Annotated in this window: 18 protein-coding genes; 7 read left to right on the top strand and 11 right to left on the bottom strand. The window is 69.5% G+C overall.

The window, feature by feature from the left end; all coding sequences use genetic code 11:
* Window positions 1–139 precede the first annotated feature (139 nt).
* Both ACFYO1_RS11355 and ACFYO1_RS11350 read right to left on the bottom strand, forming a co-directional pair.
* Window positions 140–328: a ferredoxin gene (locus ACFYO1_RS11355; RefSeq protein WP_387229477.1), complete on the bottom strand. Its 189-nt coding sequence runs from the start codon at window positions 326–328 to the stop codon at window positions 140–142.
* Window positions 325–1794, bottom strand: coding sequence for a cytochrome P450 (locus tag ACFYO1_RS11350; protein ID WP_387229474.1), 1470 nt, complete (start codon window positions 1792–1794; stop codon window positions 325–327). Before ACFYO1_RS11350 ends, ACFYO1_RS11355 begins: the two co-directional genes overlap by 4 nt.
* Before the next feature lie 102 nt (window positions 1795–1896).
* On the opposite strand from ACFYO1_RS11350, the gene ACFYO1_RS11345 reads away from it, so the two are divergent.
* Window positions 1897–2559 (top strand): TetR/AcrR family transcriptional regulator, encoded by a 663-nt coding sequence (locus ACFYO1_RS11345; RefSeq protein ID WP_387229471.1) that lies wholly within the window; start codon window positions 1897–1899, stop codon window positions 2557–2559.
* Here the strand turns inward: ACFYO1_RS11345 and ACFYO1_RS11340 are convergent.
* The 3 genes from ACFYO1_RS11340 to ACFYO1_RS11330 all read right to left on the bottom strand — a co-directional run bounded on the left by ACFYO1_RS11340 (window position 2556) and on the right by ACFYO1_RS11330 (window position 7297).
* Complete coding sequence (locus ACFYO1_RS11340) at window positions 2556–5675, bottom strand: lantibiotic dehydratase (protein ID WP_387229470.1); 3120 nt, start codon at window positions 5673–5675, stop codon at window positions 2556–2558. The genes ACFYO1_RS11345 and ACFYO1_RS11340 overlap by 4 nt on opposite strands.
* Before the next feature lie 15 nt (window positions 5676–5690).
* Window positions 5691–7019, bottom strand: coding sequence for a lanthionine synthetase C family protein (locus ACFYO1_RS11335; protein WP_387229468.1), 1329 nt, complete (start codon window positions 7017–7019; stop codon window positions 5691–5693).
* 98 nt (window positions 7020–7117) lie between these two features.
* The gene (locus ACFYO1_RS11330; RefSeq protein ID WP_378725818.1) at window positions 7118–7297 is read right to left on the bottom strand and encodes a hypothetical protein; all 180 of its coding nucleotides are present in this window, start codon (window positions 7295–7297) and stop codon (window positions 7118–7120) included.
* Between the two features lie 223 nt (window positions 7298–7520).
* On the opposite strand from ACFYO1_RS11330, the gene ACFYO1_RS11325 reads away from it, so the two are divergent.
* Window positions 7521–7682 (top strand): hypothetical protein, encoded by a 162-nt coding sequence (locus ACFYO1_RS11325; RefSeq protein WP_387229465.1) that lies wholly within the window; start codon window positions 7521–7523, stop codon window positions 7680–7682.
* On the top strand, window positions 7683–9629 hold the full coding sequence (locus tag ACFYO1_RS11320) for an ABC transporter ATP-binding protein (RefSeq protein ID WP_387229463.1): 1947 nt from the start codon (window positions 7683–7685) through the stop codon (window positions 9627–9629).
* On the opposite strand, the gene ACFYO1_RS11315 is transcribed toward ACFYO1_RS11320, so the two are convergent.
* Together ACFYO1_RS11315 and ACFYO1_RS11310 are read right to left on the bottom strand one after the other, a co-directional pair.
* On the bottom strand, window positions 9626–10543 hold the full coding sequence (locus tag ACFYO1_RS11315; RefSeq protein ID WP_387229461.1) for an alpha/beta fold hydrolase: 918 nt from the start codon (window positions 10541–10543) through the stop codon (window positions 9626–9628). The two genes, ACFYO1_RS11320 and ACFYO1_RS11315, sit on opposite strands and share 4 nt — an antisense overlap.
* A gap of 103 nt (window positions 10544–10646) precedes the next feature.
* Window positions 10647–11225, bottom strand: a complete 579-nt coding sequence (locus ACFYO1_RS11310) for a TetR/AcrR family transcriptional regulator (RefSeq protein WP_387229458.1) — start codon at window positions 11223–11225, stop codon at window positions 10647–10649.
* Between the two features lie 229 nt (window positions 11226–11454).
* On the opposite strand from ACFYO1_RS11310, the gene ACFYO1_RS11305 reads away from it, so the two are divergent.
* A complete protein-coding gene (locus ACFYO1_RS11305) occupies window positions 11455–12570 on the top strand; it encodes a hypothetical protein (protein WP_387229455.1) in 1116 nt (371 codons plus the stop codon).
* 60 nt (window positions 12571–12630) lie between these two features.
* Here the strand turns inward: ACFYO1_RS11305 and ACFYO1_RS11300 are convergent, their stop codons facing one another.
* The 4 genes from ACFYO1_RS11300 to ACFYO1_RS11285 form a co-directional block, all read right to left on the bottom strand.
* Window positions 12631–14157, bottom strand: a complete 1527-nt coding sequence (locus tag ACFYO1_RS11300) for an FAD-dependent monooxygenase (protein ID WP_387229452.1) — start codon at window positions 14155–14157, stop codon at window positions 12631–12633.
* A gap of 69 nt (window positions 14158–14226) precedes the next feature.
* Window positions 14227–15237 carry a DNA topoisomerase IB gene (locus ACFYO1_RS11295; RefSeq protein ID WP_387229449.1) on the bottom strand — a complete coding sequence of 337 codons (1011 nt, stop codon included), beginning with the start codon at window positions 15235–15237 and terminating at the stop codon, window positions 14227–14229.
* Between the two features lie 67 nt (window positions 15238–15304).
* Window positions 15305–15499, bottom strand: a complete 195-nt coding sequence (locus ACFYO1_RS11290; protein WP_040735295.1) for a general stress protein — start codon at window positions 15497–15499, stop codon at window positions 15305–15307.
* Window positions 15500–15600: 101 nt separating this feature from the next.
* Window positions 15601–16869 (bottom strand): glycosyltransferase 87 family protein, encoded by a 1269-nt coding sequence (locus ACFYO1_RS11285; protein WP_387229446.1) that lies wholly within the window; start codon window positions 16867–16869, stop codon window positions 15601–15603.
* A gap of 128 nt (window positions 16870–16997) precedes the next feature.
* On the opposite strand from ACFYO1_RS11285, the gene ACFYO1_RS11280 reads away from it, so the two are divergent.
* The 3 genes from ACFYO1_RS11280 to ACFYO1_RS11270 all read left to right on the top strand — a co-directional run bounded on the left by ACFYO1_RS11280 (window position 16998) and on the right by ACFYO1_RS11270 (window position 18575).
* Window positions 16998–17651 carry a UdgX family uracil-DNA binding protein gene (locus ACFYO1_RS11280; protein ID WP_387229444.1) on the top strand — a complete coding sequence of 218 codons (654 nt, stop codon included), beginning with the start codon at window positions 16998–17000 and terminating at the stop codon, window positions 17649–17651.
* 29 nt (window positions 17652–17680) lie between these two features.
* On the top strand, window positions 17681–18073 hold the full coding sequence (locus tag ACFYO1_RS11275; protein WP_387229442.1) for an ankyrin repeat domain-containing protein: 393 nt from the start codon (window positions 17681–17683) through the stop codon (window positions 18071–18073).
* 64 nt (window positions 18074–18137) lie between these two features.
* On the top strand, window positions 18138–18575 hold the full coding sequence (locus tag ACFYO1_RS11270; RefSeq protein ID WP_387229439.1) for a nitroreductase family deazaflavin-dependent oxidoreductase: 438 nt from the start codon (window positions 18138–18140) through the stop codon (window positions 18573–18575).
* Window position 18576 lies beyond the last annotated feature (1 nt).

Genomic DNA, 18576 nt, shown 5'->3' with positions numbered 1-18576 from the left:
AATATCGCCCTGCGAGATCACCTCGCCTGTGCCACTTTCCACCGCACGGCGCCGAAGGCCGCTTCCCGCGTACCGAATGCCAAGCAGCGCAGCGCTTGCCGATCACGCACGGCCGCATCACGCATGCGCGGGCGCGCTGCTAGGTCAGCCGCAGCGCCTCGACCGGGCAGCTGTCGACGGCGAGCCGGATGAGGTCGCGGTCGGTGTCGGCGATCGCGTCGGCGACCGGGACGACGATGCCGTCGTCGCCGACCCGGAACAGGTTGGGCGCCAAGGCCTCACACATGCCGTGGCCTGCGCAGCGGGCGCGATCGGCGTCGATCTTCATGACGGCAGTCGCTCCAGGTGGACGGGCAATCCGTCGGCCGGCATCGGGCCGGTGCCCGCGACCAGCGGCACCTGGTAACCCGGCCGCACGGACCACCTGTATTGCCACAACATCTGGTGCAGAACGGCTTTGACAGTCATGCCGCCGAAATAGAGGCCGATGCATTTGTGCGCACCGCCGCCGAACGGCGACCAGGCCAGGCGGTGCGACTTGTCCTCGCGCCGGTCGGCGCCGAAGCGTTCCGGGTCGAACACATCCGGGTCGGGCCAGTAGTCCTCGGTGCGCATCATCGGGTATCCGCCGACCATCACCAGCGTGCCCTTCGGCACGTAGTGACCGAGAATGTCGGTGTCCCGGATGGTTTCGCGAATCTGCTGCGCCACCGGTGAATACATGCGCAGCGCCTCCTTGAACGCCAGATCGAGGCCGGGTAGCCGATCGAGGTCGGCGTAGTCGAGCGTCGGCTTGCCCAGCGCGCGCGATTCGGCGCGCAGCCGGTCCTGCCATTCCGGATGACGGGCGAGTTCGTAGGCGAGCATGGACGCGGCGATGGTGCTGGTGTCGTGCGCGGCCATCATCACGAAGATCATGTGCTCGATCACCTCCTGATCCGAAAAGGCATGCCCCTCATCGGTTTCGGCGTGGCACAGCACGCTGAACAGATCGGTCCCCGCCCCCGCCCGCTTGGCGGGCAGCTCGCGCCGGAAGTACTCGCTGAGGATGCGCCGCCCGCGCATGCCGCGCGACCACACCCCGCCGGGCACATTGGTGCGGATGAGCGCGGCCCCGCCGTGCACCGCGTCCTCGAAGGCCCGCTCCACCACCACGCTTTCCGGGCCGAGCTCGGCCCCGGCGAAGACCTCGGTGGCCTGCGCGAGCATGATCTGCTTGATCGCGTCGTACAGCGGGAAGTGCGGGCCGGGCCGCCAGCCGTCGATGCCGCGGCGGATGCGCGGGGTGGTCAGGTCGAGGTAGCCGATGAGCCGGGGCCGGGTGAACGCCTGCTGCATGATCCGGCGATGGAACAGATGCTCGTCGAAGTCCCGCAGCAGCAGCCCGCCGCGAAAGAACGGGCCGATCAAGAACTCCCAGCCGCGCTGCGCCGAGAACACCTTGTCCCGGTCCATCAGCACCACCTCGATGGCCGCGGGGCTGGTGACGCCGACCGTGCGGCGGCCGAGAATGCCCATCCAGTTCACCGGGCCGTAGCGCTCGGCTCGATGGCGCACCAGCTCTATCGGATCGGTCAGCGCGTGCAAGGTGTAACCGATTCCCGGAGCGCCGAAGTCGCCCGGCACAGGCCGTAAACCGCTGCCCGGCGGCGGATCCGCCAGCGGCCGCTCGACCGACGGGAATCGGCCGGCGACGCGGGCGCCCAGCGTTTGCGCGTGTTTGGCGACCCGAGCCCGCAAGCGCCGGACGTCGCCCTGGACATCGGCGACTTTCGGGGTAATCAGAAGACTCATGACGGCCGTCCCTTCGCAACGCTGCGGCCCCTCAGACGATAGAGGAAACATGGGTTTCCGTAAACAGTTGTTTCCCGACTTCTCCTCTGCCAGACTGGCCGGGTGACCCGAGCATTCAGCGGCACCTACCGCGGCACCTCGACCGCCGAACGCCGGGAAGATCGACGCAGGCGACTGCTGGACACCGCCCTCGATATCGTCGGCACCCAGGGCCTGTCCGCGTTGACCGTGCGCGGGCTCTGCGAGCAGGCCCGGGTCGGACCGCGCTTCTTCTACGAGGCGTTCCCCGATCTGGACACCCTCGCCGCCGAACTGCTCCTGGAGATCCAGGAGTCCGCCCTCGGCACCGCGCGCGCGGCCGTCGCGGGCACCGGCGGCGCGCCGTCGGACAAGATCCGGGCCGGCGTCGCCGCCCTCATCACCGAACTCACCGACGATCCGCGCCGGGCCAAGGTGGTCTTCGCGCAGGCCTCCGGCAGCGAACCGCTGATGCGCAGCCGCTTCGACGGCATGCGCCGGGTCGCCGACGTCATCACCGAACAGACCCGCCTGGTGCTCGACCTGCCCGCCGGGCACGACACCGCGGTCACCGCGACCTCGCAGCTGATCACCGGCGGCGCCGCGGAACTCGTCCTGGTCTGGCTCGACGGCGGGCTGGACGTCGACCGTGACGGCCTCATCGATCTGCTCGCCGAGTTCACCATCGCCATGGTCGGCCGGCTCCCCGACGTCGCTCAGCGCCTGGCCATGGGGGCCGGGAGCTAGCCGATCGGCGCGTGCCGCAGGCTCTCACCCGCGCGCAGCAGCAGGCCCAGCACCTGCTGTTCCGGGGGATGGCCGCAGCCGAGCAGCCGGTTGCAGTGCATGTGCACGAAGCTACGGGCGAGTTCGAGCCGGGTTCGACGCAACTCGCCGCGGGCGTCGAGTGCCTCGAGCCGGGCTGCGGCCTCCTGCACGCGAATTCGGCGGCGCGCGAGGACTTCCGCGATCGCGTCGCCGCCCGGTTGCCCGCCCAGCCAGTCCGGATCGCCGAGCAGTGCCCTGAGCACGTCCTGCTGACCGCGGTACTCCTTGGCGGTGGCCCGCCGGTCGAGCACGCTGTGCCGGTACAGCGTGTCGCGCTCACGGTCGTCGAGGCCGAACGCGGTCAGCAGGTCGTGCACCGTGTACACCCCGAGCAGGGTCCGGTCCAGCTCCACCCGCCGCTGCTCGATCAGCTCGACCAGCTCCACCACGGCGACGCTGTCGGCGGCGAACAGCTCCTCGGCCACCGCGGTACCGGCCGCGCCGCCGTAACGCTCGACCTCTTGGTCATAGGTGTCCAGGCACACGCGGCGGCAGAACCCCTTGTCCACCAACGCGGCTGCCCACCGCAGCAGCGCGGGCGCCAGCCGGTCGGCCAAGACGTCGGGATCGCCGTGCCAGCGGATCCGCAGGTGCGGATCCGGATCGGTGTAGCGGATGAAGAACCAGCTCCGCGCCGTTCCGTCGGCCACGGTCTGCGCGCAGAACGTGCGGATCTGCTCGGCCAGCAGGTCCTCTTCGAAGGTGGGCACGTGATAGAGCTTGGCGAACAGCCAGTCGCTACCCGGCGGATGTACCCGATCGGCGACCGGCGGCACGGATGTGCGGGCCGCCCGCACCGGAACGGCTGCGGTGTCCCGGGTTTCGTGTGCGGCCAGCACCACCGGCACCACGACCTCGCTGATGTAATGCCCGTCGGGGCCGGGCAACCACGCCTGATCCGGCGCGGGCAGCGCTTCGTGCAGGTAGATCTCCTGGACGCCGCGCCCTTCGGTGCGGATCTGCTCGACCTGGGCGGGCGAGTCGAGGTCGAGGAGCAGGCGATGGTCCGACAGCGCCAGGTAGACGTAGCGCGGCGGCTGCCACCGCTCCCGCCACCGGTCGAAGAACTCCGTGAACGCGGCCGCCGATTTCGCGGTCGGCTCATCGATGGTGAGCCGCCATCTGGCCGGAGCCAGCACGATCCGCCCCATCTGAACCCTCGGCAGGAACGGGAATCCGGCCACCGCACCCCAATGGAACGGCGCCGCAACCGGTTTGCCCGCCCGGCTGATCTCGTCCAGGAACCGCAGCACGGCGGGCGCGACCTCGGCGTTGAGCATGTGCCCGGCGCAGGCCACGACCTCCTGGTCGACCTGCGGCCAGCGCACCACGAACCGGCCGTCGTGCACCCCGACCATCAGTTCGGAGAGCGGGACCACCCGATCGGGCGGCACACCGGGCGTGGTGTCCGACGCCAGCTCCCACTCCCGCACGGCCGGCCGGATCGCGACGTTCGCCAGGCGGCCCGGCAGCGGGTAGTAGCTGACCTCGGCCCACAGCCGGCCGGGCCGGCTCGCCGCCTCCGCGCCGGCCGCGGCGCGCAGCGCGGCCTCGGCCCGCGGTCCGATCAGATCGGCGAAGCGGCCGAGCACCCGGCCTGCCGCCGCGGCGCCCATGTTGGGTCCGACCACGACCTGGAAGTCGCTCGCGTCCACCGCGGCCGCGGACTCGGCCACCACGAACAGCGAAATATCGAGGGACGGCGGCACTTTGGCTGGATCAAGAGGCTGTAGTTCGAGCTTGGCGACGGTCGCCGCGTCCAGCTCGACCACCTGCCGTCGATCCCTGATCGCGTCGAGGGCCAGCTCGGTGAGTGTGCGCAGCCGCAATTGCCGGGCGGCGTCCTCCGGTTCGGCGCGGTCCGCACGGCCCGGGGCGCCGAGTCCGATCTCCGGATCGATCAGTTCCAGCAGACCGACCTCGCGTTCAGCGCCGTAACGCTCGATGAAGGACTCACGGTACTTGTCCAGGTGGGACATGCCGGTCGGCCAATTGCTGAGCCGCAGTAGGAGTTCGGCGGCGCGGGCGGCCTCGTCCGCGACGGCGTGGTTGACCAGGCTCCCCGCCAACGGCGTGGCCATATCCGTCTGGAACGGCCCCTTCGGCGTCGGCGCGGAGTGCACCGACCGCGCCTGGGCAACCAGCTTCGGATATCCGGCGGCGGCCTGGTCGTGGTCGAGCCGATCCCAGGCGTCGAGTTGTTCGAGGAGATCGCCGAGGGCGGCCGAATCGTCCGCGGCGGCCGGGATTTCGGCGAGACGGCGGGCCACGTATCCGGCGGGTTCCGCGGCGGTGAGCGGCGGGCGGAGGTCGGTGAGCAGCAGCGTCTGTTCGCACAGCTGGTCCACCAGCCGTGCCGCCTTATCCGCGTCGACGCCGAAGGCCGCACGCAGCTCGTCGACCAGGCGCACGTAGGGCAGCGGCGACCGGGCGCACTCGAGCGCCCGCCGCACCGCGGGCGTGGCGCGGAGCGAAACCGATTGGCCCGCTTGGGCATCCGCGCCGATCGCCGCGCGTTCGCTCAGGAACACCCGATCAGCCTGGACGAAGGTGGCCGGGTTCGCGAATACCCGCAGCTGCGAACGCACTTCGGCGCGCTGCTCCAGCTGCCGGACGAAGTCGAGCAGCCAGCCCATGTCCGGTCTGGTGCGCACGATCGCCGGTGCGTCGGCCAGCGCGAGATCGGTGCGCTCACCCCAGTTCGCCAGTCCGACCCCGGCGAACAGACCGAACGGCGTCGGCCTGCTCGACATCCGGATGAGGTACCGCTGGAGCTTTCTGGATAACCTGCTGCGGGCGCGGGCGTCGCCTTTCGGCCGCTCCAAAGCGCGGAGCAGATCACCGCCACCCACCGCCAGCGCCCGGTGCACCCGCGGGTCGGCGGGCAGCAGTGTTTCCGGCGGTCCGGCGCCGTCCTCCGCGGGCCGCGCTCGACCCGGCGACGCGTCGGCCAACGCCAGATACTCCTCGATGGGCAGCAGTGGCGCGCGGACCATCAGCCAGTCGAGCGGACGGTAGATCTTCGAACCGGTCATGGTGATCTCAAATCCTCAGGCCAGCAACAGCGTTCGGTCCCAATTCGGTGGGATGTCGGTGGCGGCGCCGAGTAGCGCGAGAGCGATTCCGGCGGCGCCGTCGAGCAGGCCTGGATCGTTCGCCGTCGCGCCGCCCTCGGCGAGCGCGACGTAACCGAAGGGGTTCTCCGGCCGGAACATGGAAAGCAATCGAGTGGTCAGCTCCGCGGCGGCGCGGACGAACGCGGCGTCGCCGGTGTCCTGGGCAAATCGCAGGGTGATCTGCAGCAGCCCGGCCACGCCATGGCACAGGCCGGGCGAATGGTCGCTGCGCCGCGCATGCGGCGGCCTGGCGTAGACGGCGGTCATCGTGTCCACCGCGAGCGTGCGTAACGCATTGTCCCGCAATGCCGTTCCAGCGAACCACAGGCTTCTGGCCACCCCGGGACTGCCGTAGCACCAGGCGTTGTGGGTCGGACCGTAGCTCGGCGGTGCGGCCCCGGCCGGATCCGGCAGCGAAACCGCCGTCGGCCAGTTGGGTCCCCATTCGTCATCGGCCCGGTGGGCGAGCAACCAGCTCGCCACGCGTTCGATCGCGTCTGGTTGGCCCGGCACCGAGATATCCGCACTCTCGGCCAGCGCCAGCAACGCCAGTGGGCCGGGAATCCCGTGCGCCAGGCCGCAATTGAACACGCCGTCCGGAAACGACCGGGCCAGCGGGGTGTCCTGGACCATGGCGGCGGCCGGGGTGTGCCAGTTCGGCAGGCCGGCGCGCTCGTCGCAGATCGCCACCAGTCCGGTCAGTATCGCGCGCAGTGCGGCGTCGGTGCGCTCGTCGCCCCTGCGGCACAGCAGGTATGCGCCCACGCCCGCACCGCCCGAGATGACGTCGAACGACCTGAACGGCTGACCCGCCGGGTGCGCCGTGAGCAGCTCGCCCAGCGCGGTCGACGACACGGCGAGCGGACCGTCCAGGCTGTCGAGCAGACGGCGGTACCTGGTTCCCGCCCTGGACACGGTGTCGGCCGCGAACGCCACCTCGCACAGGCCACCGAACAGGCCGAGAAATCCGGGCTCGGCCTGCCGGACGGTATGCACGGCGTCCGCGAGGCAGTCGTGCGACAGTTCTGCCCAACCACGTTCCGGCATAAGCTGATCCAGCTGGCCGAACAACACGGCACGTCCGGTACTGCGGGGCGGATCCGGCATCTGCCGGGCGATCGCCGCGGGGTCGCACAGCCGCTGCCCGACGTCGATGGCGACGGCGAGCGCCCGCTCGGCAAGCCCTCCCGGCAGCATCCGCCGCCAGCCCCGGTCGGCGGCATGGATCTCATCGACCACGGTCGACGCACGGTCCGCGTTCACCGTTGACCATCCTTTCACTGAGCTCGGACTATTCGGTGACCTGCGGGTCCTCCGAAACTCTGATGCGCGGACCCGATCCGACGGGCCCGCGCAAGCGATCAGCAGTATTTGGTGCACCGGGGCGGATGCTCGGTGTCGCAGGCCGAACCGCAGGTGGGACAGTGCGAGTCGTCGCACCAGTCGCCACCGGTGGTCTTGGTGACCATCACCGGGGCGAGGATGCGGATCGGCTCGCTGATCCGGATATCGAGGTCGAAATCATCTACTGGAGCGGACATGTCATTCCTTTCGAGATACCTACTTGAACTCCGTGGTCAGCACGTGCGCTGATTCGTATCGGTCGGCTGTCTCCCACGGTGCTCCGCGACGATGCCTCGGCGACAGGGGGATCCGGCCTCGATGCCCGGGAAAGTTTCCCGGTTCCGCCCGGTCGCGGCCCCTGCCGATCGGGAAGCCGGTCGTGCCAGCCTGATCGGAGTTCTCGTCACCGAGGAGGGATGCATGACCAGCACAGCGGACGCGTTCGATCTGGACATCCGGATCCGCCCGCCCCGGGCGCCGGTGGCGCTCGACCCACCGACGGAGACGGACCCGGATTCGCACGAAGCCACCTGCGGGAGCGCGTGTTCCAGCCAGGGGCCGGGCTGCCGGCGGGTGCGATAGTTGTCCGGCCGACTCGGCGAACCCGGAACGCCGTCAGCCGAACCGCTGGTCGGCGTGGACGAAATGACCACGCCCACCTGGATGACGGTGGACCAGCAGGTCGCCACCGCCGGGCTGTGGCGGACAATGCTCGCGCTGCCCGCCGGCGCGCGCGTGGTGATCGGCCTGGCCTGGCAGGCCTCCGCGCGGTTGACCGTCGGCACCGTGCTGCTCGCGGTGGCGGGCGGCTGCGCGACCGCCTTCGGCCTGCTGGCCACCGCCGACGTGCTGGGCGGATTGCTCGCGCAGGGGCCGACACCGCAGCGAGTGGTGGCGGCCCTGCCGTCGATCGGGCTGGTCGCGGCTGCGCTCGCGGCGCGCGCCCTGATCGAAAGCGCCACCGCCACAGCGGAAGCCCTGTTGAAACCCAGAGCCGAGCGGATCGCCAGGGATAAGGCGCACACCGCCATCGCGCGGGTCGAACTGGTCGCCTTCGAGGACAGTCACTACGCCGACCTGGTCCGCCAGGGCCTACAGCGCGGCATGGGCAGCATCGATCGGTGCGTGCAGGCCATCGTCGGCATTTCCGGGGCGCTGATCCACGTGATCGCCGCGGTGACCACGACGGCGGTGCTGCACCCGTTGCTCGCGCCGCTGGTCCTGCTGGCCGTGCTGCCGGAGATGTGGGCCTCGGCGCGGGCGGCGAAACTGTCCTATCAGTCCTATGTCCGGATGGTGACCCGTAATCTGCGGACCGCGATCGCCAGCGAGCTGCTGTCCGGCCGGGACACCGCGGCGGAGTTGCGCTCGTGCACCGCCGGGCCGGCATTGCTCGCCGAGTACCGGCGGATCAGCGGTCAGCTCACCGACGAGACCAGCCGGGTCGAATTGACCAGGGCGCGGGTGCGATTGGCCGGACGCACCGCCGCGGGGGCAGGCACCGGCCTGGCCTACGGCGTGCTCGGCCTGCTGCTCTATCTGGACTCGCTGCCACTGGCGCTGGCGGGCACCGCGGTGGTGGCGATGCGGATGACCGCGGCCGCGGTGTCGCAGACCATGATCGGAATCAACAGCCTCTACGAGAACATCCTCTACCTCGGGTTCTACGCCGATCTGCTGGAGCAGACCGAGCGCCGCACCCGGCCGCCCGCGACCGCGACCGCGCCGGCCGATCCGCGCGAAATCACCCTGGATTCGGTGTCGTTCACCTATCCCGGCCAGGACGAGCCCGCCGTGCGCGCGGTGAACCTGACCATCGGCCGCGGCGAGATCGTCGCGCTGGTCGGCGAGAACGGCTCGGGCAAGAGCACCCTGGCCAAGCTGATCACCGGCCTGTACCTGCCGACCAGCGGTCAAGTGCGTTGGGACGGTGTGGATCTGGCCACGGTCGACGAACAGTCCATCTACCGCCGGATCGCGATGGTCATGCAGGATCCCGCCCGCTGGCCGATGACCGCCCGCGACAACATCCGCATCGGCCGGATCGACCGGACCGACCCCGCGGGTGACGCGATCGCCCGTGCGGCAAAGGAATCCGGCGCGGACGCGGTCATCGCCGAGCTCCCCCGCGGCGAGCGGACCGTGCTGTCCCGGCGCTTCGCCGAGGGGCAGGACCTGTCCGGCGGCCAGTGGCAGCGGATCAGCGTGGCCCGCGGCCTCTACCGCGACGCCCCCATCCTGGTCGCCGACGAGCCCACCGCGGCCATGGACGCCAAGGCCGAGCATCAGGTATTCCGGTCCCTGCAGCACCTGAGCCGCGGCAACGGCGAGGCCGCGGGAAACCGGACCACGATCCTGATCACCCACCGGCTGGCCAACATCCGGCATGCCGACAGGATCGTCGTGCTCGACCACGGCCGTGTGGTGGAGGCGGGCACCCACACCGAACTCATGCTCGCCGAGGGCGCCTACGCCCAGCTGTACGGCCTCCAGGCCGCCGCCTACCTACCCGAGCGTGCCGCGACCTAGCCGAAGAAGGCGGTCAGTTCACGCACCACCCGTTCCGGCTGCTCTTCGGGGATGTAGTGGCCGCTGCCCTTGACCTCGACGACCCGGATGTCGGTGCCCTTGTCCGCCGACATCTGTTCGCGCAGAGCGGGATACGACTCCTCCCCGGCCAGGGTCAGGATGGGCAGGGTCACCGGATCGTAGGTGGCGAGATCGGCGATGTCCTGGCGCATCGTCTGATACCAGCCGTTGCCCGCACGGATCGCCTCCGGCGCATCGTAGGCCTGCGCGTAGATCCGCCGCGCTTCCTCCTCGACCGACGACTGATCGAGCAGCATGTGTCCATAGAGCCAATCGATCACCAGCCGAAAGCGGTCGGCCAGCAGCTGTTCGGGCAATCCGTGCAGCTGGTTCAAGGCGAACCACCAGGGATAGCCGCCGCGCCCGTGCTCGAGCGCCTTCACCTGTTCATCACTGCCGGGCAACATAGGAATCGCCTGCCAGGCCGCGTCGGGGACACCCAGGTCGATGGTGACCAGCCGCCGCACCGACTCGGGAAAGTTGGCGGCGAGGTGATAGCCGAGCGACGCGCCGATGTCGTGCCCGGCCACGAACGCGGACCGGTGACCCAGATGCCGGATCAGTTCGTGGATATCGCGGGCCATGGTCTTCTTGTCGTAGCCCGACTCGGGCTTGGCCGAGCCACCCATGCCACGCAGGTCGACCGCGGTCACCCGATAATGAAGTGCCAACTGCGGCAGGATTTTCCGGAATTGCCACCAGGTCTGCGGCCAGCCGCCGAGCAGGATCAGCGGCTCCCCCGCGCCGCCGGTGACATGGTGCAGCCGGACGCCGTTGACCTCGGCGTAGTCGCTGGTGAAATCGCCGGCCAGGGAGGTGGCCAGCTCGGCATCGGTGGGGACGGTGCGTGTCACAGAGTTACCTTTTTCTTTAACGATCGATCCAGAAAATGGACATGGCGATACCCGAACCGGCGATGGACGCGGCCCGAACGGGCGGTATGGCGCGAAACGAAGGTCAGCCGAGCAAGGCCAGCGCCTGTTCGACGGTGTCGTCGAGGAAGCGTTGCCGAAGGGGCGTCTTGCCGACTACGCGAACCCCTTGCAGCAGTGTCACGAAGAACCTGGCGAGCACGACCGGATCTCGGTCCACCGGCAACTCCCCCTCGGCGCGAGCCCGCAGCAGTGCGCTCGTGAGCACCGTCTCCATGGTTTCCAGACTGGAGGTCACCAGTCGGCGCGCGCCCTCGTCGGCGGGGAGTTCGACCGCGGTATTGGTCATCAGGCAGCCTTTTCGCTGCTCGTCGGCGAGCGAGCCCTCGGCGTACCAGCGGACCATGGCGCGGACCGCGTCGAGCGCGGAGCCCGGCCCGGACAGCCGCGCGAGCAGGTCCGCCCTGGTGTCGTCCACGTAGCGTTCGACCGCCTGGAGATAGAGCTCGCGCTTGCCGCCGAACGCGCCGTAGATGCTGCCGCGGCCCAGCTTCAGGTGCTCGACCAGGTCCTGCATGGACGTGGCCGCGTAGCCCTGCCGCCAGAACAACTCCATCGCCGTCCGCAGCGCGACGTCCGGATCGAATTCCTTCGTTCTACCCACCCCGGCGAGGCTACGTTATCTGGACCGATCATTCAAATAAATCAGATCGGACTGGTCGATCGGGCCGGTGATCCCTTAAGCTCGACTCATGAACTGGTGCACGCGATTTCTGCGCCCCGGGCCGTCAGTCGGCCGCGGGGCCTGTCGCGTGCGTCCGCTCGCGTAGTTCCGGTGGCAGTCGTCGGTTCGGGGGTTTCACCGAATCCGGCCGACTACCAAAGGAATTCACATGCCTACCTATCTCACTCCGGTGGATCTGTCGCGCGCGCTGACCGTGCGCGATCTCAGCGATGCCGCGCAGGGCGCGCACGCCATGCAGACCCTGCTGAACGAGACCGTCGACGCGCTGGTCCGCGCATGGGGGTCGAACGTGCGGGTGGTGCGCAACTCGCCGCTCGTCGCGGTCGCCGACAACTACGACAAGCTGGGCTACGACCCGGCGGACGTGACCCGGGATGCCCGCTACACCCGGTACGTCAGCCCCACCACGATGCTGCGGAGCCACACGTCGGCCGATATCCCGGAGACGCTGCGGGGTTACGCGGGCTCGACGGCGCGGATCGATGACCTGATCGTGGTGCCGGGCCTGGTCTACCGCAGGGACGTGGTCGACCGCGTCCATGTCGGCGAACCGCATCAGGTCGACCTGTGGCGGCTGCGCTCGCGCCCGGACACCGGCGACGCCGACGTCCGGGACCTGGTCGCCCACCTGGTGGAAGCCGTGCTGCCCGGCGCCGAATGGCGCACGACACCGGCCCGGCACCCCTACACCGCCCTCGGCCGGCAGGTAGACGTGCGCCTCGGCGACGACTGGCTCGAACTCGCCGAGTGCGGGCTCATCGCCGACCACGTCCTCGCGGGCGCCGGACTCGATCCCGCGCGCTGGTCCGGCACCGCGCTCGGCCTGGGGCTGGATCGAGCCCTGATGTTGCGCAAGGGAATTCCCGACATTCGCTACCTGCGCTCGGCGAACCCGCGGATCGCCGAGCAGCTGCACGACCTGTCGCCGTGGCGGCCGGTCTCCACGCTGCCGCCGATCCGCCGCGACCTGTCGGTGGTGATCGCCGACGACACCGACGACGAAACCCTCGGGGACACCGTGCGAAAGGTGCTGCACGATCGGGTCGACGACATCGAGTCGGTGCTCGTCTCGGCCCGGACGCCGTGGGCGGAGTTGTCCGAAAAGGCAAGGGAACGGCTCGGAATCATCCCGGGTCAGACGAATGCCGTTGTGCGGCTGATCCTCCGGCCCCTCACCCGCACGCTCACCGACGCGGAGGCCAACGCGCTGCGCAATCAGGTCTATCGCGCGATCCATATCGGCCCGCACCTGGAATTGGCCTGAGCGAGCGCACGGCGGTAGGCCGGAAATTCGCCGAGGACAACCGTTTCCGACCTACCCCCACTACGCCGCAGGGCCGAACCAGCGGGCCAACGCCGTCTCCAGCCCAGCCCGGGCACCGGCGTCCGCGGCCCACGCCACGAACCCGTCGGGCCGAGCCAGCATCGCCGTCACCTCGACCGGTCGAACGGTCTTGGCGGTGACGACCCGGACCCGATCTGCCCAGGGCGCCGCCGCCGTGCGCAGTTCCGCCGAGTCGGCCAGGTCGAACAGCACCGCCCCGCCTTCGGCGAAGTGCTCGCCGACCCTGGTCCCATCCGACAACTCGAAGTCCGGCACCGCAGCGCCGACCCGGTCATGGCCACCGCCGAGGTCGTAGCGGTGCAGCACGCCGGAGATCTTCTGGAACACCATGGTCGCGGCCTCGCGGGTGGCGAGCAGCTCGGTCATCACCGCGCGAAGTTCCCTGCTGCGCTTGTCGGTTCGCATGAGAGCGACCTGCGCCCGGGTCCAATCGAGCACCCAGGCGCCGATCGGGTGCCGCTCGGTGGTGTAGGTGTCGAGCAGCTCGGCCTGCGCGCGCCCCTGCACCACCGCGGCAAGTTTCCAGCCGAGGTTCACCGCGTCGCCGACGCCGAGGTTCAAGCCCTGCCCGCCGAACGGCGAATGCACGTGTGCCGCATCGCCGGCCAGCAACACCCGGCCCCGGCGGTACTCGGTGACCTGCCGGGTGTTGTCGGTGAACCGGGTGGCCGAGTGCACGGCGGTGATCTGCACCGGAACCCCGGACACCGCACGCAGACTCGCTTGGAGCCCGGCGGCGGTGATCGGGGCATCGCGGTCGGCGGGTGGGCCGTCCAGCTCCACGGTGAGGATGCGGCCCAACGTCGGGTTGTAGACGTACATGCCGGTGTCGGTCGTCGTCCAACCGGGGACGAGCGCTTCGGCTCCGGTCATTTCGACAAGGGCTTGATGGCCGGTCACCTCCGGGTCCAGTCCGGGGAACTCGAAGCCGGACAGCTTGCGTACGATGCTGCGCCCGCCGTCGCAACCGACCAGCCAGCCGGCCCGAATCGTGGTGTCGCCGAGCCGGATCGCGACGCCGTCGCCCTCGTCACTGAAATCGGTCAGCTCGACGCCGCGTAGCACGGTGACACCCAGCTCGGCGGCGCGCCGCCCGAGGATGGCCTCGATGTCCTGCTGCGGGACGAAGAACACCTCACCGGCCGGGCCGAGGTCGGCGAACTCGGGACGGTCGAAGTCGACGGCACCGATGTCGAGCATGATGCCCGCGAAATGCCCGGCGAACCGCAGCCTCACCGGCTCGGTCGCGGACCGGGTGCTGTCCCGCACGAACAAGCCCATCTTCGCGCGCGCCCGCTCCTGATCGGCGAGCAGATGCGGCAGCAGCCCGCGCCGGTACAGCGCCTGCGCCGTCGGCACATTGATCCCCGCGGCCTTCATCGTCGGATCGATCTCCTCGAGCCGCTCGATGACCAGCACATCGACCCCCGCGAGCCGCAATTCGCAGGCCAGCATCAGCCCTACCGGCCCGGCTCCGGCGACTACTACATCACATGTCTCGTTCATGAATCCGACTGTGCCGTCGGCCGATTGCGGCGCCCTTGCACCGCCCTTGCGCGGCGTCTTGCGTCCGGGTCACTTCACCTTGCGCAGCAGCCTGATCACGGCGCGGTCGACCAGCTCGCGGCGGGCGTCGTCGGAATCGGCCCGGCGGGCGCGGCGAAGCGCGGACGCGATGGTCGATCCGTTCTCGAACGCCGTCACCACCCGCGGATCGACATAGGAGTTGCGCGCCACCGTCGGCGTATTACCGAGGGCGGTCGCGACATCCTCCATCACCTTCTTCACCACCGCCTTGCGCCCGGTTTTCGACGCGGGGCGTTCGGCGGAGGCGAAGTCCGCGGCCGCCAAAACCGTTGCCTGCCAGGTGCGCAAGTCTTTGGCGCTGCACTCGCAGCAGGCGAGTTCCTTGAACCGGAGATTGATGTCGTCGGCGTGCAATTCGCGATATCCGGCGCCGTCGCGGTAGACGAGCAACCGCTCCGAGCCGGACTTGCAGCGCCGCAGCGCACGAACGGTCTTGGCCACCAACGGTTCCCGAATGCTCACCCGGCGCCGGATCCCGCCTTTGGCCGGGTAGTCGAACAGCATCTCGTCCCCGGACAACCGGACCTGCTCGCGCAGCAGCGTGGCGACGCCGCGGGTGCCGTTCTCCTCCGCGTATTCCTCACCGCCGACCCGGAATACGCCACGATCCAGCAGTTCGATCGCCACCGCCTCGGCCCGGTGCCTGCTGAGCCCCGGCTCGGCCAGATCGGCCTTGATCTGCCGCCGCACCTCGGGCAGCCGGGCCGCCAGCTCGAGCACCCGGTCGAACTTCTCTTCGTCGCGTTCCTTGCGCCACTGGTCGTGATACCGATACTGCCGGCGACCGGCCGCGTCGACGCCGACCGCCTGCACGTGACCGTTGGGGTGCGGGGAGATCCAGACCTTGCGCCACGCGGGCGGGATCACCAAAGCCTTGATGCGGTCCAGGGTTTCGGCGTCGGTCACGGGTTCGCCGTCGGTGGTCGCATAGGAGAACCCGCGGCCGCGTCTGACCCTGGTCAGGCCTGGGCCGTACACGGTGCTGCGGCGTAGGCGCATGGGGCTGCCCTCCCTCGGAGACGGCCGATGGGCGAGGCCGCTGCCTCGCCCATCGGGTGCTTCTCGACTATCGGTTCAGGTGGCTGCGTTCGCCGCCGAGGCGTTTGGCCGCGGTCGGCTGGGCCGCCGCACCCTTCTTGCCTGCCTCGCTGGCCCGCTTGGGGTCGTTGTCGAAGCTGCCGCTGCTCGCCTTGCCACCCAGGCTGGCGATCTTGCGCTGCTGCTCCGCGTCCATGGCGGCAAAGCCACGTCGGGCGGCCATGAATCCCTCCTTGCCTCGAGTAATTCTGTCGGCGACGGCTCGGTGCCGTCATTGACGGCCCTACCCGGGGATCCCGGCAGCAAACACTCGGGAGGTCAGGATCAGTGTTGCGACACCAGCGCGGGGGCAGGCTCGGGTATCCGGGCGGCGCGGCGGCCGGAGACGAAGTACAGCGCGACGAGTAGAACGCTGAACCACACGTAGGTGTTGCCGACGAAGTGTTGCCATGGCGTCCACTGGGTTTCGCGATGCTCGCCGTCGGGCAGCCAGTTCTGCGGGCCGTAGACGAAGACCGCGGTCATGACCGCGATGGTGATCGACCAGCCGATGGCCTGTTTGCGCGGCAGCAGCGTGGTGTAGCCGATCGCGGCGGCCAGCGCCGGGGCGATCCACACCCAGTGGTGCGACCAGGATATCGGGGACAGCAGCAGCGTGAAGACCGCGTTGATCGCGAGCGCGAGCGGCGGGAAGTCGGCGGCCCGGCGCATGGCCGCGACCACGAGGACCAGCAGCGCGGCGCCGAGGATCAGCCACAGCACGGTGGAGGCGGGCTTGGGCACCTGCAACCGGGACAGGACCGCCTGGATCGACTGGTTCGTATGGAATGCCGATCCGCTCAGGCCGGACACGTTGCCCATGCCGCCGAACCAGTACTTCACCGAATCGCGGGGCAGCACCGCGAAGCCGAGCGCGGTGGCCGCCGCGCCGGTCGCCGCGGCCGTGGCCGCCGACTTGTAGTCACGGCGGACCAGGAAATACAGCACGAACGCGGCGGGCGTCAGCTTGATCGCGGCGGCGATGCCGATCAGCATGCCGCGCCGCCAGCGCGGTTTGAACGCGAGGCAGTCGGCCGCCACCAACGCCATCAGCAGCAGATTGACCTGCCCGAAGTCCAGCGTCGAATGCACCGGTTCCAGCAGCAGGGCCAGCGGGGTCGCGCACGCCGTGGCGAGCAGCACCAGCCTGCGCTGCTCCTCGCCGGGCCACACCCGCCGGGCGACCAGGTACAGCGTCAGCGCGAGCGCGAGCACCGAGGACACGAAGAAGGTGAACGCGGCCGCGTGCCAGGGCAGCAGCGCGAACGGGCTCAGCGCGAGCGCGGCGAACGGCGGGTAGATGAACGGCAGCCCGAACCCGATGCTGGTCTGCGGCAGCTGGCCGTACATGTCGTTGCCGTGCCGGAGCGCGTCGACCCCGAGGCGATAGACCTGCAGGTCGATGAATCCACCGGTGATCTTGTGGAACGGCCAGGTCGGCAGCAGCAGACAGAACGCGGCGAACGCGATACAGGCGACGGGTGCCAGCCACACCGCGACGCCGAGTCGACGGTTCTTGGTATCCGGCTCAACGCGGGCGGTCACACTACTCATCCGCGGCGACTATACCGACCTATCGCGTCCGGCACACCAGGTGGGAGGGGCCTTCCGGGGTCCACGGAGTGATCCGGGACAAAACGGGTACCTCGGCGGGTGTCTCCCATCCGAAGGAGGTAGGCCCGATGACCGCGTTGGCGGCCGCAGGCGCGAGCAAGGCCCCGGGGGCAGCCGAGTTCGTCCCCGACACCGGGGACTTGTCGGCGCTACGCACAGCGTCCGGTGATTGCCGGGGATGCGACCTCTATCGGCACGCGACACAGACCGTCTTCGGCGAGGGTCCCGCCGACGCCGCCGTCGTGCTGGTCGGCGAACAGCCGGGCGATCAGGAAGACCAGCAGGGACATCCGTTCGTCGGACCCGCCGGGCAGTTGCTCGACCGCGCGCTGGCCGACGCCGGTCTCGACCGCGACACGCTGTATCTGACCAACGCCGTCAAGCACTTCAAGTTCGTCGAACGCGGCAAGCGGCGGATCCACAAGACGCCGGGGCGCACCGAGATCGTCGCCTGCTCGGCCTGGATGAGCGCTGAGCTGGCGCTGATCAAGCCGAAGCTGGTCGTGTGTCTCGGCGCGATCGCGGCGCAGGCGGTGATCGATCGGTCGTTCAAGGTGAGCGAGCAACGCGGACAGGTGGTTTCGCTGCCGGACTACCGTGCGATCGCCACCGTGCATCCGTCGGCGGTGCTGCGCGCGCCCGACCGGGCCGAGGCCTACGCGGCGTTCGTCGAGGACCTGAAGCAGGTGCGCGCCGAGATGAGGAAGCGGACCGCACGGTGAGTGTCACCTGGGCGTGGTAGGAATGGCCGATGAGCGATCACCTGGATCCGGAACTCGTCGAGCTGGCCACCAAGGTGTTCGGCTTCGCGCGGCAGGGCGATGCCGCCGCACTTGCTCAGTATGTGGATGCCGGGGTGTCCGCGGATCTGACCAATGACTCGGGTGACACGTTGCTGATGCTGGCGACGTATCACGGGCATCGGGACGCGGTGGCGGCGTTGCTGGATCGGGACGCCGATCCGAACCGGGCCAACGACAAGGGGCAAACCCCCTTGGCCGGTGCGGTTTTCAAGGGTGAGGCGGAGATCGCGCGACTGCTCATCGAGTCCGGTGCGGACCCGGACGCGGGTACTCCGTCCGCGCGCGACGCCGCCGTCATGTTCGACAAGGCCGATCTGCTGAAGCTGATGGCCGACTACTGAAGGCCGGAATTTCGCCGCTCACCCGGTGGTTGCCGGAAGAAACGCAACCACTGGAGGCCATGTCGTGTCCGACCCCAACACCACCATCGAGCCGAAGAGCTTCAACGAGCAGGTGATCGACGAGTTCCGCGCCAACGCGGGCAAGGTCGGCGGCATGTTCGAGGGCGCGGCCATGGTGCTGATCACCACCACCGGCGCCAAGTCCGGACGGCGGATCACCAACCCGCTGGTCTACCTGCCCGACGGGGACCGGATCGTGCTCATCGCGTCCAATGGTGGCGCCGACAAGCACCCGTCCTGGTATCACAATCTGCGCGCGAACCCGGACCTGACCGTGGAGATCGGCACCGAGCGCTACGAGGCGAAAGCCGAGGTGGTCACGGGGGCCGAGCGGGACGCGCTCTACGCCAGGATGGTCGAGATCATGCCCGGCTTCGGCGAGTACCAGGAGAAGACCTCGCGGGTGATCCCGGTTTTCGTGGTACGCAGGCACGCGGCCTGAG

Origin of the sequence: Nocardia sp. NPDC006044 (genome assembly GCF_042871115.1) — a bacterium.
In the GTDB taxonomy this organism is placed as follows: Bacteria; Actinomycetota; Actinomycetes; order Mycobacteriales; family Mycobacteriaceae; genus Nocardia.
Note: the sequence above shows the minus strand (reverse complement) of the source record. Positions and strands in the feature narration are given on the sequence as shown.